This window comes from Prevotella sp. khp7, assembly GCF_900109055.1.
In the GTDB taxonomy this organism is placed as follows: Bacteria; Bacteroidota; Bacteroidia; order Bacteroidales; family Bacteroidaceae; genus Prevotella.
In genome coordinates, this window is the sequence record NZ_FOIV01000001.1 from 595,107 (window position 1) to 608,712 (window position 13,606).

Annotated in this window: 11 protein-coding genes; 7 read left to right on the forward strand and 4 right to left on the reverse strand. The window is 46.5% G+C overall.

Annotated elements, in window-relative coordinates; translation table 11 throughout:
• Nucleotides 1–9: 9 nt before the first annotated feature.
• Entirely contained in the window at nt 10–1,041 is a 1,032-nt protein-coding gene (locus tag BMX82_RS02620; RefSeq protein WP_091765803.1) for an asparaginase, read from the forward strand.
• Between the two features lie 53 nt (nt 1,042–1,094).
• Here BMX82_RS02620 and BMX82_RS13145 read toward each other — a convergent pair whose 3' ends face one another.
• Complete coding sequence (locus BMX82_RS13145; protein ID WP_036912952.1) at nt 1,095–2,381, reverse strand: OmpA family protein; 1,287 nt, start codon at nt 2,379–2,381, stop codon at nt 1,095–1,097.
• 339 nt (nt 2,382–2,720) lie between these two features.
• Between BMX82_RS13145 and rbr the strand changes: the two genes are divergently transcribed.
• A complete protein-coding gene (gene rbr, locus BMX82_RS02630) occupies nt 2,721–3,263 on the forward strand; it encodes a rubrerythrin (RefSeq protein WP_091765806.1) in 543 nt (180 codons plus the stop codon).
• Between the two features lie 34 nt (nt 3,264–3,297).
• Here the strand turns inward: rbr and BMX82_RS02635 are convergent, their stop codons facing one another.
• On the reverse strand, nt 3,298–4,362 hold the full coding sequence (locus BMX82_RS02635) for a UDP-N-acetyl glucosamine 2-epimerase (protein WP_036912958.1): 1,065 nt from the start codon (nt 4,360–4,362) through the stop codon (nt 3,298–3,300).
• A gap of 303 nt (nt 4,363–4,665) precedes the next feature.
• On the opposite strand from BMX82_RS02635, the gene BMX82_RS02640 reads away from it, so the two are divergent.
• The gene (locus BMX82_RS02640) at nt 4,666–5,265 is read left to right on the forward strand and encodes a riboflavin synthase (protein WP_036912961.1); all 600 of its coding nucleotides are present in this window, start codon (nt 4,666–4,668) and stop codon (nt 5,263–5,265) included.
• A gap of 8 nt (nt 5,266–5,273) precedes the next feature.
• Here BMX82_RS02640 and BMX82_RS02645 read toward each other — a convergent pair whose 3' ends face one another.
• Together BMX82_RS02645 and BMX82_RS02650 are read right to left on the reverse strand one after the other, a co-directional pair.
• Entirely contained in the window at nt 5,274–5,912 is a 639-nt protein-coding gene (locus BMX82_RS02645) for an HAD family hydrolase (protein WP_036912963.1), read from the reverse strand.
• Between the two features lie 12 nt (nt 5,913–5,924).
• Nucleotides 5,925–8,537: a 4-alpha-glucanotransferase gene (locus tag BMX82_RS02650; RefSeq protein WP_091765809.1), complete on the reverse strand. Its 2,613-nt coding sequence runs from the start codon at nt 8,535–8,537 to the stop codon at nt 5,925–5,927.
• Between the two features lie 101 nt (nt 8,538–8,638).
• On the opposite strand from BMX82_RS02650, the gene mltG reads away from it, so the two are divergent.
• From mltG to BMX82_RS02670, 4 genes are all read left to right on the forward strand, one after another.
• A complete protein-coding gene (mltG, locus tag BMX82_RS02655; RefSeq protein ID WP_036913674.1) occupies nt 8,639–9,664 on the forward strand; it encodes an endolytic transglycosylase MltG in 1,026 nt (341 codons plus the stop codon).
• Between the two features lie 79 nt (nt 9,665–9,743).
• Entirely contained in the window at nt 9,744–11,486 is a 1,743-nt protein-coding gene (locus BMX82_RS02660; RefSeq protein WP_036912968.1) for a glutamine--tRNA ligase/YqeY domain fusion protein, read from the forward strand.
• Between the two features lie 3 nt (nt 11,487–11,489).
• Complete coding sequence (locus BMX82_RS02665; RefSeq protein WP_091765812.1) at nt 11,490–12,914, forward strand: tetratricopeptide repeat protein; 1,425 nt, start codon at nt 11,490–11,492, stop codon at nt 12,912–12,914.
• The gene (locus BMX82_RS02670) at nt 12,911–13,549 is read left to right on the forward strand and encodes a DedA family protein (protein WP_036912974.1); all 639 of its coding nucleotides are present in this window, start codon (nt 12,911–12,913) and stop codon (nt 13,547–13,549) included. Before BMX82_RS02665 ends, BMX82_RS02670 begins: the two co-directional genes overlap by 4 nt.
• Nucleotides 13,550–13,606: the final 57 nt, after the last annotated feature.

Consider the following 13,606-nt stretch of genomic DNA (forward strand, 5'->3'; position numbering starts at 1 on the left):
ACGTTTTCTATGCGCAGCAGAATACTACTCATTTACACTGGAGGTACTATCGGTATGAACCGAAATCCGCAGACCGGTGCCCTTGAGCCTTTCGACTTTGAGCATCTATTACTAAATGTACCAGAGCTAAAACAGTTTGATATACAGATAGATACATACCAGTTCAATCCCCCCATCGACTCGAGTGACATGTCGCCAGCCATGTGGACCGACCTGAGTCACTGCATTGCTGACCACTACGATTTGTATGATGGCTTTGTGGTGCTTCACGGTACAGACACGATGGCCTACACCGCGTCGGCCCTCTCTTACATGCTGGAAAATCTGACAAAACCCGTTGTCATCACAGGTTCGCAACTACCCATTGACCAACTTCGTACCGATGGCAAGGAAAATCTCATCACAGCTGTAGAGATAGCAGCAGCCAAGGATGAAAAGGGTCATGCTATGGTGCCCGAGGTGGGTATCTATTTCGGCGGTCATCTGCTTCGAGGTAATCGTACCACCAAGCAGAGCGCTGAAGAGTTTAACGCTTTCGAGTCGTTCAACTACCCCCATCTTGTAGAGGCTGGTGTCAATATTACTTACCATCGCGACCGTATCCTGAAACCCGACTTCTCGAAGCCAATGGTGCCCCATTTCCGCTTAGATAACAACGTGATAATCTTTTCGCTTTTCCCAGGTATCCGCGAAGATCTGATACGCCATATCATCCATACGCCCAACCTAAAGGCCATCGTGATGCGTACATTTGGTTCAGGAAACGCGCCTCAGAAGACATGGTTGCTCAAGGCCCTGAGAGAAGGCACACGCAACGGCAAGGTGATTGTAAACATCAGTCAGTGCATGCAGGGAGCCGTAGAGATGAGTCGTTACGATTGTGGATGGCATCTTCAGGAGGCAGGCGTTATCAGCGGGCGCGACTCTACAGTAGAGGGCGCAGTCACTAAACTCATGTTCCTACAAAGCCACTATCCCGACGATCCAGAAACAGTTCGCAAATTCATGAGTCAGAGTCTCAGAGGAGAAATCTCCGTATAAAAAAATCCCCTCATACTTTTTAAGAGGGGATTTTTATTTTAATAATATTACTCTTATTTCTTAATAAACTCCACACGACGGTTCTTGGCACGGCCTTCGTCAGTCTTGTTGTCAGCTACAGGCTCATGACTACCCTTACCTACAGCACGCAGGTTGAAGCCATCGCAACCTAATCCCTCTAACGCCTTAACCACAGCTTCTGCACGCTGTTGCGAGAGCGGATCGTTAATTTTGTCGCTACCTTGATTGTCCGTATGGCCCTGCACCTCAAAACGAGCCGTAGGGTTCTTCTTCATATAGTCAGCAACTTTCTGAATCTCTTCCATCGACTCTGGCTTCAGCGTAGCTTTGCCCGTCTCGAAGAGGATGTTGTTCGTCACAAACTTTCCAGTCTCTGCTATAGCCTTCTCAACGGCACTGAGATCTGTGGTCTGACGCTGATAGAGCTCTACAGCGCCCTTAGCGAGAATCACATGGCCCACGCCACGATACGGGTATCCATCTTGGACATGGAATTCGAAACGACTGGGAGCAGCCACATTAGGCAGATTGATGACACGTTGTCCATTGATATAGTATTTGAAAGCACGCTTGTTGAACGAGATAGCGAAATGGTTCCACTGTCCAAACTTAACACATTCTTCCATATCTTCCCATTTCAAATCACCAGTCACATTGCCTGAAGCGCCGCCACCCTTCTTAAACGAATAGTTTCCATAAACATCCGGACTACCTGGACGGAACATCTTATAGATATTGCCAAGCTCGTCGTCACCCTGATAGAAATAGATATGCCATGCCATCTGGTCTATATCACCGGGTTTGCACATAAACTCTTCCCACTCGAGGGTAAAGACATCAGGCAGATAAGACCTCATGTTCTCCATCAGAGGAGAGAATATAGTACCTCCTGAAGCATTGCTATGCGCATACTTCTTGCCGTTGACAGACGCCACCTCCAGACTACCGTCGCTGATATCCCACTTGGATGGGAACTCACCCATCTGCTCGTTTGCGAAGTCATCCTCGAAAAGAATCACGCTACCACGGACGAAGTCACTCTTTTGGTTCTGACCTACGGCATTAGGAGTGTCATCAACCTCTTCATCACTATCATTGTCAGACTTTGAGCTCTTCCCTTTCTTGCCTTGCTTCTTACCGTTAAGCACCTTGTCAGAAGCATTATCAGCCTCCTTATCGGCCTTTCTCTCTACATTACGCTCCACAGCGTTCTTCGCTGCATCCACAGCCTTGTCCTTGAGCTTACCCAACCATCCCTGGGCATCGGAGTTTACCGAGAAAGCTATCGCCATCATCAGCATCAAAATCAGTCTTTTCATACGCTCTTTTGTTCTAGGTTCATAAATTGTATATATTAATTGCAAATTTACGAAAAATATCCGAAATCACCAAACGAAATCACAACTTTTTTTTCGTCTTACTCCTCAAAAATCCGTTGCAGCGTTGCAACACTGCAACGGATAAAAAGATTCTGTCTGGAGGAAAGCATGGGTTTCGCCAAATGAAAGCAGGACTTTACTCCGAGGAAAGTCCCTTTGTGCTTCCATTATTGTTTTTTAAGAATTTACTTGGCTGAATTATTTGGCAGAGTGGAGGATTTTGCTTATCTTTGCAACGTGACAATGCAATTTTGCGCAAAACTAAAACAAAGTACATTTATGAAAGATTTGAAAGGAACAAAGACAGAGAAGAACCTGCTGGAAGCATTTGCAGGCGAGAGCATGGCACGTAACAAGTATACCTACTGGGCATCAAAGGCAAAGAAGGACGGTTTCGTACAGATAGCAGCCATCTTTGAGGAGACTGCCAACAACGAAAAGGAGCACGCAAAGCTGTGGTTCAAATACTTGGAGGGCGGTGGCATTAAGGGCACAGAGGAGAATCTGGAGGCAGCTGCCGCTGGTGAGAACTACGAATGGACCGACATGTACGACCGCATGGCCAAGGAGGCTCACGAGGAAGGTTTTGAAGAGATTGCCATCAAGTTTGAGGGCGTGGCAAAGATTGAGAAGGAGCATGAGGCTCGCTATCGCAAGCTGCTCGACAACGTGAAGAAGGAACGCGTATTCTCAAAAGACGGCGACGTTATCTGGCAGTGTTCTAACTGCGGACACATAGTAATTGGCAAGAAGGCACCCGAGATGTGCCCCGTTTGCAACCATCCGCAGGCCTACTTCCAGGTCAAGGCCGAGAATTATTAAAACAAGCTCCCCTCCTGAGTCAGGAGGGGAGTTTTTATGATAGAAGGATTTGAAGAATGCGGTCGGCAGTACGCCCGTCCCAACGTTCTGGTAGCGCAGAGTGCTTCCATTCGCCACGCACCATCTGAGCGACAGACGCGGAAAGTTTTACAGGGTCTTCGCCCACGAGAACGTTAGAGCCCACAGAAACAGTCTCTTGATGCTCAGTATAGTCATTGAGAGTAATACAAGGTATACTGTTAAACGTTGCCTCTTCAGCCACGTTGCCCGAGTCGGTAATGATACCTTTAGCATGAGCAGTGAGCCATCCGAACTCAAGATAGCTCAAAGGCGGAATAATTAGAATATCAGGATTCAGTTCGCATACCTTATCACGGGCCAACCCACGCAAAGGCGCAATGACGGGGATATCTCCAGCAGCCTCAACCATCGCCTGTAGCATCTTCTGCAGATTGTCTGTATCAGCCAAGAGAGCCTTGCGATTAAGGGTGAAAACCAAATAGTCACCCTCCTGTACCGAGGCGGGCAGCGAGGCAGGTCGTTTCAGACGATCGTAGTTAAATCGGAGCGTATCCATCAGGATGTTGCCTACCATATAAGTTTGTGAAGCGTCGCTCTGCTCACGAGTGGCAACACCCGTACTCTTCACTCCAGCGGTAAAGAGGTAGTCGCTCAGTGCATCAATCACCAGACGATTAATCTCTTTAGGCATATTAATATTAAAGGAACGCGTGCCAGCAACGAGGTGAGCCAGACGGATGGCACGTTTTTTAGTGACGATAGCGGCAGCCATCGTAGAAGCCAGATCGTCGACGACTATGACCACATCGACAGGATGCTCGTCAAGAAACTTATCGAAAGCGGCCATCACCTGACTGGTTATCTCGTTAAGACTTGTAGACGAAACACCTAGGAAAAACTGAGGGCGTTCTATCTGAAGATCGTCAAAGAGCGAGGGTTCCAACGTAGGATCGTCCTCACATCCCGCATATACCAGCAAACACTTAGCATCACTACGACGGCCAATGGCACGCACCAAAGGCGAAACTTTTACAAAATTCGGTCTTGCTCCTGCAAGAATACATATCGTCTTATCCATAGCTATATTTTTTATGGTGCAAAGATAGAAAAAAAATCCGCAAGATATTAGGTTATTCGGATTTTTTTAGTAACTTTGCACTCAGAATACGGGTCGTGCCGCATAGATCGGGATACTCTACATTAATTAAATCATCGGGACCGTTTCCCTTGCCAATGGCGGGCCACAATGATCCTCCACGAGGAGAGCAGCAATGCCGGTGGATTACAACAGCAGGGAGCACCCACATCGTGTGAAACAGGAGTTTTCACCAAATCATCGGCACGAACCCGCTTTTTTGTTTATCATTGAAAATTAGGTATTATGTTTTCTGGAATTATCGAAGAGTTTGCTACTGTTATAGCAATCAATAAGGATCGCGAGAATATAGATTTCACTCTGAAATGTTCGTTTGTCGACGAACTGAAAATCGACCAGAGTGTGGCACATAACGGCGTGTGCCTCACAGTCGTGAAAATTGAGAACGGCACATATGTGGTGACAGCCATGAAGGAGACGCTCGACAGAACGAATCTGGGATTGCTGAAAATAGGCGACAAGGTGAACGTGGAGCGTTCGATGCTCATGAACGGACGATTGGACGGTCACATCGTACAAGGTCACGTAGACCAGACGGCCAAGTGTATCGCCACAGACGATGCTGACGGAAGCATATACTTCACTTTCGAATATCCAGAGAACCGCGAAATGGCGAAAAAGGGTTACTTTACCGTGGATAAGGGCTCAGTCACAGTGAATGGCGTATCGCTCACGGTTTGCAATCCTACTTCAAACACATTCCAGGTAGCGATTATCCCCTACACCTTTGAACACACCAACTTCTGCGACATTAAGGTTGGCTCCGTTGTCAACCTCGAGTTCGACATCTTAGGGAAATATATTGCAAGGCTGCAGAGCCTATAGGCCCTCAACTATAACAATTCTGACGGAGCGGAGATGAAAGTCTTCGCTCCGTGTCGTATCAGGAATTCTTTGTCACGGAAGCCCCAAAGCACACTGATACAAGGCAAGCCGCTATTCTTTGCCGTCTCAACATCCACATCGCTATCCCCCACATACACAGCGTTTTTCTGTCCCACGTTTAGCATCCTCAAAGCAGCATACACAGTGTCTGGCGCAGGTTTCTTGCGGATGCCAGCAGCCTCGTTTTCACCTATTGCCACTTCGATAGTATCAGGAAAGAAATGCTGACAGAGCTCCTGAGTGGCAGCCATCATCTTATTACTCACCACAGCCAAGCGACAGCCCTGAGCCCTGAGTGCTTTCAAGGCGTCAGGAATACCCTCGTATGGACGGGTGGTATCGAGCGAATGTTCCATATAATGCTGTCGGAAGGTAGCAAATGTAGCCTCGAAATCAGGATTCTGTTCCCCATCAGGGATAGCACGCTCCATGAGAAGGCGCACCCCATTACCAACAAAATGACGCACATCGTCGATTGTATGTTCAGGCATGCCATGCATGCGGAGCGCATAATTCACAGACGCAGCCAAATCGCCAAGCGTATCGAGCAGCGTCCCGTCTAAATCAAATATATATGTAGAATACATTTCCTATCTTTTTTACCTTTTACTTCTTGTTATCATGGTATGTACCTTATTATTATACTTATCAGCCTTCATCAGATCGTCAATAGTGAGGTGCATGCGATATCTCCAACGATGAAAGGCATCACTAGGCACATTGATACGCTCTTCGCGCGGATTCTTCGAACGGAGCTCCGTATCCATCGCAAGCCAGTCCTGCAAAGATAGCACACAGAGCATTGACGGACAATAGAGATGGCGCGCAATGATTTCCTCTGCCATGTGGGCTGGCAGATGCTCAGGCGCTCGCCCTTGTTTCTGAAGCATGGTAACATAATAACGCTGGGTGCGCTCAGGGCTCTCCTCCCACCAGAGGCGCAAAGGCGACATGTCGTGGGTTGAGAAAGTTGCCACACTTGGATAAGTATTTGCATCGAGATGAGCGAACTCAAATCCACTCTCCTTGGGCATCGACTGAATCTCGAGCGACAGGATACGAAGGCTGTCGAGCACAGGCGCCACACAATCGGGCAACATACCCAGATCCTCTGCACAACAGAGCATACGAGTGTCGCCAAACACCTGAGTAAGGTGTTTCATAGCCTGATTACCCCAGAAAAAATTATGGCGCTGATAGAAGTAATTATTATAGAGACGCATGAAGGCATCTTTCTCTTCTGCTGTCAGAGCATCGAATACTGGTTCGTGTAACGCTCCTATACGAGGGTGATACATCTCTGGCTGCTCTGGATCTTCGAGGAAGAGCACTCCGCTGATAAGGCGATAAAGGCCATCACGAATCCAAAGACTGTTTTCATCGCATTTTCCCTCAAAAGCTTCCTGCACTTTCTTTTGGTTGTTATAGTCGGCCTTCAAATCATAGAATCCATAACTACGACTCACCAAAAAAGTCTCCTTAACATAAGGAGCATGCATACCAAAAAGGCGATTCAACACACGATCGTTAATAAACGGACGGGTATAGAGTTCCTTATGGAACGGAAGGCCGAAATACTCGATTTCGCTCACAGTCATTGGCAATGCTGGAGAAAAATGTCCCAAAAGACCATAGACAGCATCACCGGGAATCTCCCAAACGCGGAAGAAGCTCAATACATGGTCTATTCGGATGGCATCGAAATACTGTTCCATCCAACGTATGCGCTTGCGGAACCAACTGACTAACGAACTTTCGCTCCAATTATAAGTAGGGAAGCCCCAGTTCTGCCCGTTCTGCGAAAAGGCATCAGGAGGCGCCCCCGTCTGCGTATTCATGTGGAATAACTCAGGATGAGTAGCTGTTTCCACACTTTCGCGATTTACCCCAATAGGCACATCACCTTTGATGAAAATGCCTTTCTCTCTGGCATAGTCTGAGGCTGCCTTCAGTTGAATGTGAAGGTGATACTGAAGATAGTAAATTATATTAACATCATCAGACGTCCACTTAGCATAGGGTTCAAGCCAGTCTTTATTATCAATAAACCATACCTTAAAGTCTTTTGAGTCGAGGGTCTGTTGGCCTCGTTCAGCGAAGATTTCCTTAACATAAGCCATCTTTACGCAATCTACAGCCTCATAATCACTATAGCTCAGGTTGTTAAGTTCCTGACGTTGGCGATGGAAGGCTATCATTTTGCTCTTGTTTTTCAAGGTTCCAAGAGCCTCTAAGTCAATATAATGCGGATGGAGCGCAAAGGCTGAGACTATGTTGTATGGGCAGGAATCGTTCCATCCATGCGACACAGTGGAATCGTTGACTGGCAACAACTGTATAACCTTCATGCCCGTCTTCACAACCCAATCGACAAAATGACGCAAATCACCAAAGTCTCCAACGCCATATGAACGACTACTACGAAGCGAAAATACAGGAATCACAACCCCAGCAACTCGCCATGTATGCTCTTTGACCCTCAAGATCTGACCATAAACTACCAGAACAACACCATCAGGAACGGCGTTCTGCTCAGAAGGCATCAACCCATCTGTAGTACGGTTATCACCCTCCTCCCACGTCATCAAAGTATGGGTGGCATCATCAATAATTACATATTTGTATTCGATAGGCAGCAATACTGCGTCGACGTTTACAGATAATAGCCATTCACAGCGCCCTACATACTCCATTTTCAGGTAGCGTGCAGGATTCCAGTCGCCCAAAGCGGGATGATTGCCAATGATAGCCAACGACTGCCCTTCTTGAAGCTGAGGAGCCGAGACACGGAAGATAATTGTTTTGCGATAAAGGGGCACCCGAAGCGCCTTTACCTCCTCGTCAAGAGACAGATGGGTGGTAGTCTGATAGGCCTTGCTATAGAGATAATACTGGAGGGGCACCTCACGCCACAAATCAGCCAGCACATAGTTTTTTGTTGAATCAAAATAATAAGTTCGCGGGATTGCGGTCCACTCCCTACGAAGAACGTTGCCATCAGCATCCTCTACTTGATAATAATAAGAGAAAGAGGTTATGGGGTGTTGGCGAGACTCAAGGGCTGACGTCTCAAGTTCCCACTGCCACCCATCGGTAGTGAGCATCATCAGACGATCGTCCCTTTCTGTTCCATCCTGACTTCTGTACGTGATGCACACATAGAGGTTTTCGCCCCACTTGGTGCCATACTGAATGGCAAACTTTAGTTTCATAAACTATGATTTTCATGCAAAGGTACAAAATTATTAATATTAATCGTGAAGAATTAAGAGAATTTTGTAACTTTGCACCAATTTTAGAAGAAATGATGAAAATGAAGAAGATTCAAAGAAAGTATTATCTGATACCAATTGCCTTGTGCCTGCTTGGTATCGTTTGGTTGGGCTACTACTTCTTTATGAGCAGTCTGTCACTATCAGACAAGATTGAGTACATCTACATTGACGATAACGACAACATCGACTCCGTAAGTGCCAAATTGAACGACATCGCATCCGAGCATACCATCATGGCCTTTACAACGATGGCACGCCACAGCAGTTATGCAGAAAACATTCGGAGCGGACGATATGCCATAGCGCCAGGTGAGAGCGCCATCACTGTGTTCCGCCATCTAAAGAACGGACACCAGGAGCCCGTAAAACTTACAATTCCTGAGAGTCGTACAACGGATCGTTTGGCGGGAGCATTATCGAAAAAGCTTATGATAGACAGTACTGCTCTGGCTATTTGCTTAAAAGACACAGCTTTCTGCAAGCGTTGGGGATATGATACTGCTACAATAGTCTGCTTGTTTGTGCCCAACACCTATGAAGTATATTGGAACACCAGCATAGACCACCTGATGGAACGTATGCAGAAAGAGCACAAGCACTTCTGGAACAAAGAGCGACTAACAAAGGCTCAGGCACTTGGACTTACACCCAACGAAATCTGTACTGTAGCCAGCATCATTGACGAGGAAACGGCAAACAATGCAGAAAAGCCAATGATTGCGGGTATGTATCTGAATCGTTTAAAAGTAGGTATGCCACTTCAGGCAGACCCGACGATCAAGTTTGCCCTACAGGATTTCGCCCTGCGCCGTATATATCACGATATGTTGTTTTATAATAGTCCCTACAACACTTATAAGAACACAGGTTTGCCTCCCGGCCCCATCAAGGTTGCATCTATTGCAGGAATCGATGCCGTACTGAACAGAGTAGATCACGACTACCTATATATGTGTGCAAAAGAAGACTTTTCGGGTACCCATAACTTTGCAAAGACATATTCGGAACACCTGAGAAATGCTGCAAAATATAGTAAGGCACTGAACGAGAGGGGTATAAAATAGTTAATAGTAGGGCTTTTTTGCAGGATTTTCAGGATAAATTTGTAATTTTGCAGCCACAAATAAAAAGACAATGATAAAAATGGAAGAAAGAATAGTAAACGAAAGCGAGGAGAAAAAGTCTGTCAGCTTCATTGAACAGAAGGTGATTAACGACTTGGCAGAAGGCAAGAACGGAGGCAGAATGCAGACCCGTTTCCCACCTGAACCAAATGGCTATCTGCACATCGGACACGCCAAAGCCATCGCTATCGACTTTGGATTGGCCAAGAAATACGGTGGTCAGTGTAACCTCCGTTTCGACGACACCAACCCCATCAAGGAAGATACAGAATACATCGAAAGCATTGAGCATGATATTAAGTGGTTAGGCTTCCAGTGGGCAAACATATACTATGCCAGCGACTATTTTCAGGAGTTGTGGGACTTTGCCGTATGGCTCATCAAGCAGGGTCGTGCCTATGTGGATGAACAGAGTGCCGAGGTGATTGCCCAGCAGAAGGGTACCACCACGAGCCCAGGTACTAACAGTCCATTCCGCGATCGCCCTGTAGAGGAGAACCTGAAACTGTTTGAGTATATGAACAGTGGCAAGTGTGAGCCTGGAACACTGGTTCTTCGTGCGAAGATTGACATGGCTCATCCAAACATGCTATTCCGCGATCCGCTAATCTATCGCGTTCTGAACATTCCACACATCCGTACAGGCAACAAGTGGAACGCATACCCTATGTATGACTTCACACATGGCCAAAGCGACTACTTAGAAGGGGTTACACATTCTTGGTGTACACTGGAGTTCGTAGAACACCGTCCCTTGTACGATTTATTCGTGACCTGGATGAAAGAATGGAAGGGTGAGACAGATAATATTGAAGACAACCGCCCTCGTCAGACAGAGTTCAACAAACTGAACCTGAGCTACACACTGATGTCGAAGCGCAATCTGCTAGCATTGGTGAATGAGGGTTTGGTTGATGGTTGGGACGATCCTCGTATGCCTACCATCTGTGGGTTCCGTCGTCGTGGCTACAGCCCCGAAAGTATCATCAAGTTCATTGATAAGATTGGATATACCACCTACGATGCTCTCAACGAGATGGCGTTGTTGGAAAGTGCAGTTCGCGATGATCTGAATAGCCGTGCTATCCGCGTGAGTGCTGTTCTCGACCCTGTGAAGGTAGTTATTACCAACTATCCTGAGGGACAGATTGAGCAACTGACAGCTATCAACAATCCTGAGAACGAGGCCGACGGAACGCACACCGTTGAGTTCAGTCGTGAACTATGGATTGAGCGCGATGACTTCATGAAGGAAGCCGAGAAGAAGTTCATGCGTCTGGCTCCTGGCAAAGAGGTACGTCTGAAAAACGCCTATATCATCAAGTGCGACGAGGAGCACCCTTGCGATGAGGATGAGAACGGCCGTATCACCACCATCTATTGCACATACGACCCAGAGTCGCGCAGTGGCCTTCCTGGCTCAAACCGTAAGATTAAGGGAAAAACTCTGCACTGGGTTAGTTGCCAGCATGCCGTCAAGGCAGAGGTACGTCTTTATGAGCGTCTTTGGAAAGTAGAGAATCCACGTGACGAGATGGCCGATATCCGCGAAAGACAAGGCTGCGATGCTGTTACAGCCATGAAGCAAATGATTAATCCCGACTCCCTGAACGTGTTGAAGGAATGCTATATCGAACCATTTGCCGCTCAGATGAAGCCACTCACATACCTGCAGTTCCAGCGTATCGGATATTTCACACCTGATTCAGATTCTACCCCCGAGAAGCCTATCTTCAACAAGACCGTAGGACTGAAAAGCTAAATAATGGCAGATAATCTCGAATATTTCAACACTAAGGAGTTCAAGAAAATCCTAAGTAAATACGAAGAGTCGGCCAAGTCAGGGCATCCAGCTTATATGGATGCCGATGACTTGGCTGATATCGCTGATTATTATCAGTACAACGGGCATATGGAAGAAGCGGAACAAGCCATCGATCTGGCTCTGAGTTATAATCCGCAAGCCGTAGGGCCTCTGCTTTACAAAGCCAGAGAAGCCATGTCGCTCAAAGACTTTGATACAGCTAGAGAATACGCCAAACGGATAGAAGCAACTGACGCAGTCGAAGCTCTCTATCTGCAAGGCGAGATTCTTATCAGCGAAGGCAAGGAAGAAGCAGCAGACAACTTGTATAGAGAACACATGAAGGAGGTGATGCCCGATGAGCTGATGGATTATGTTTTCGATGTTGCAAGCATCTATTCTGACTACAACATTTATGACAAAGCCTTTGAATGGGCTGCCAGATCGCAGGGTGACAACTCTGACGACTTTAAGGAGTTGATGGCCAGAACACTCTTCGGGTTAGGGAAATTCCAGGACAGCGAACGTATATTCAACGAACTAATAGACCATAATCCCTATTCCGTCCGTTACTGGAATGCATTGGCCAGTACGCAATTCATGCAGGAAGACTACAGCTCAGCTATCACCAGCAGCGAATATGCCATTGCCATCGACCCGAATGATGCAGAAAGTATTCTGTCAAAGGCAAATAGTCTTTTTAATCTCGAAAACTACGAGATGGCTCTCACCTACTACAAGAAATATTCTGAGAAGATGCCAGACGACGAGTTCGGCTTAATGCATCAGGGAACCTGCTTAATGAACTTAGGGCGCCTTGAAGAGGCCATCTCTATGCTGGAGAAGGCAGAGGAAGTTGCCGACAAGAACTCTCCACATCTGCCTGACATTTATCAGGAGATGGCTTTCGCCTATTGCGATTTAGAAAAGCCAGAGACAGCCATCTACTATCTCGACAAGACAGACAATTTAGAGTGCGATCATATCAATATCAAGATTATTAAAGGTCACATTTATCTGGCCAACAAGATGGTATCAGAGGCGGAATCTGCTTTTGCAGAAGCACTCAGTCTATCGGGAAGTTCACCAAAGGTCATGCTCCGCATCATCGTTTCATTCTACGACAACCACTTGGTTCTGGCCTCATACCAGTTACTAAAGAACTTTCTGAAGCACGTTGATGAAGATTGGAAAGACGGCTATTCCTACATGGCACTATGCTGCAAGGATTTGAAAAAGGATGACGAATTCATGGAATACCTTAAACTGGCATGCGAGAAGAATCCCAAAGAAGCTAGACGGGTCTTAGGAAGTTTATTCCCAAAAGACATCAAGTCGAAAGACTATTATGAGTATATGATTAACGAAAAGAAGAAGAAATCATGAATCTGATTACAAATATCCTGAACAGCCTTGGCTGGTATCCAACAATCTTCGTTCTGATGCTATTGGAAAGTACTGTTGTACCCGTACCTTCAGAATTCGTCGTCACTCCAGCCGCCTATCATGCAGCCACAGGTTCACTGAATGTCTTTCTGGTTATTCTGTTTGCCACACTTGGTGCAGACATCGGTGCCAGCATCAACTATTTTGTGGCGCTTTATGTAGGACGCCCCGTGGTTTACCGCTTTGCCAATAGCAAATGGGGTAAGATGTGTCTGTTGAATCAGGAGAAAGTTGAGAAAAGCGAGAAATATTTTGACGACCACGGCATAGCAGCCACACTCACTGGCAGATTTGTCCCTGTGATTCGTCACCTTATTTCCATCCCTGCGGGTCTCGCTCGGATGCATTACGGGAAGTTCCTGCTTTTCACGACTATCGGTGCTGGTGGCTGGCATAGTGTGTTGGCTGCTATGGGCTGGTATCTCCACGCCATCGTACCAGAAGATCAGCTGAATGAGAAAATAAGCGAATATGCAGAATACATCAAGATTGCCATTCTCGTACTTCTGATTGTGGCCGTAGTTTACTTCGTTATAAAGAATAAAGCTAAGAAAAAGCAAGATAATCGGGCGTAAAAGGGATTTTTTATCATTTTATTTGCTCTTTTCCTTTTTTTTATCTAACTTTGCCGA

Excerpts from the sequence above, each read along its gene's own strand:
- BMX82_RS02635 (WP_036912958.1), bottom strand. The coding sequence starts at position 4,362 with ATGGATAAGACGATATGTATTCTTGCAGGAGCAAGACCGAATTTTGTA.
- BMX82_RS02640 (WP_036912961.1), top strand. The coding sequence starts at position 4,666 with ATGTTTTCTGGAATTATCGAAGAGTTTGCTACTGTTATAGCAATCAAT.
- BMX82_RS02670 (WP_036912974.1), top strand. The coding sequence starts at position 12,911 with ATGAATCTGATTACAAATATCCTGAACAGCCTTGGCTGGTATCCAACA.
- BMX82_RS02645 (WP_036912963.1), bottom strand. The coding sequence starts at position 5,912 with ATGTATTCTACATATATATTTGATTTAGACGGGACGCTGCTCGATACG.
- BMX82_RS13145 (WP_036912952.1), bottom strand. The coding sequence starts at position 2,381 with ATGAAAAGACTGATTTTGATGCTGATGATGGCGATAGCTTTCTCGGTA.
- BMX82_RS02650 (WP_091765809.1), bottom strand. The coding sequence starts at position 8,537 with ATGAAACTAAAGTTTGCCATTCAGTATGGCACCAAGTGGGGCGAAAAC.
- BMX82_RS02660 (WP_036912968.1), top strand. The coding sequence starts at position 9,744 with ATGGAAGAAAGAATAGTAAACGAAAGCGAGGAGAAAAAGTCTGTCAGC.
- BMX82_RS02620 (WP_091765803.1), top strand. The coding sequence starts at position 10 with ATGCGCAGCAGAATACTACTCATTTACACTGGAGGTACTATCGGTATG.
- rbr (WP_091765806.1), top strand. The coding sequence starts at position 2,721 with ATGAAAGATTTGAAAGGAACAAAGACAGAGAAGAACCTGCTGGAAGCA.
- mltG (WP_036913674.1), top strand. The coding sequence starts at position 8,639 with ATGAAGAAGATTCAAAGAAAGTATTATCTGATACCAATTGCCTTGTGC.
- BMX82_RS02665 (WP_091765812.1), top strand. The coding sequence starts at position 11,490 with ATGGCAGATAATCTCGAATATTTCAACACTAAGGAGTTCAAGAAAATC.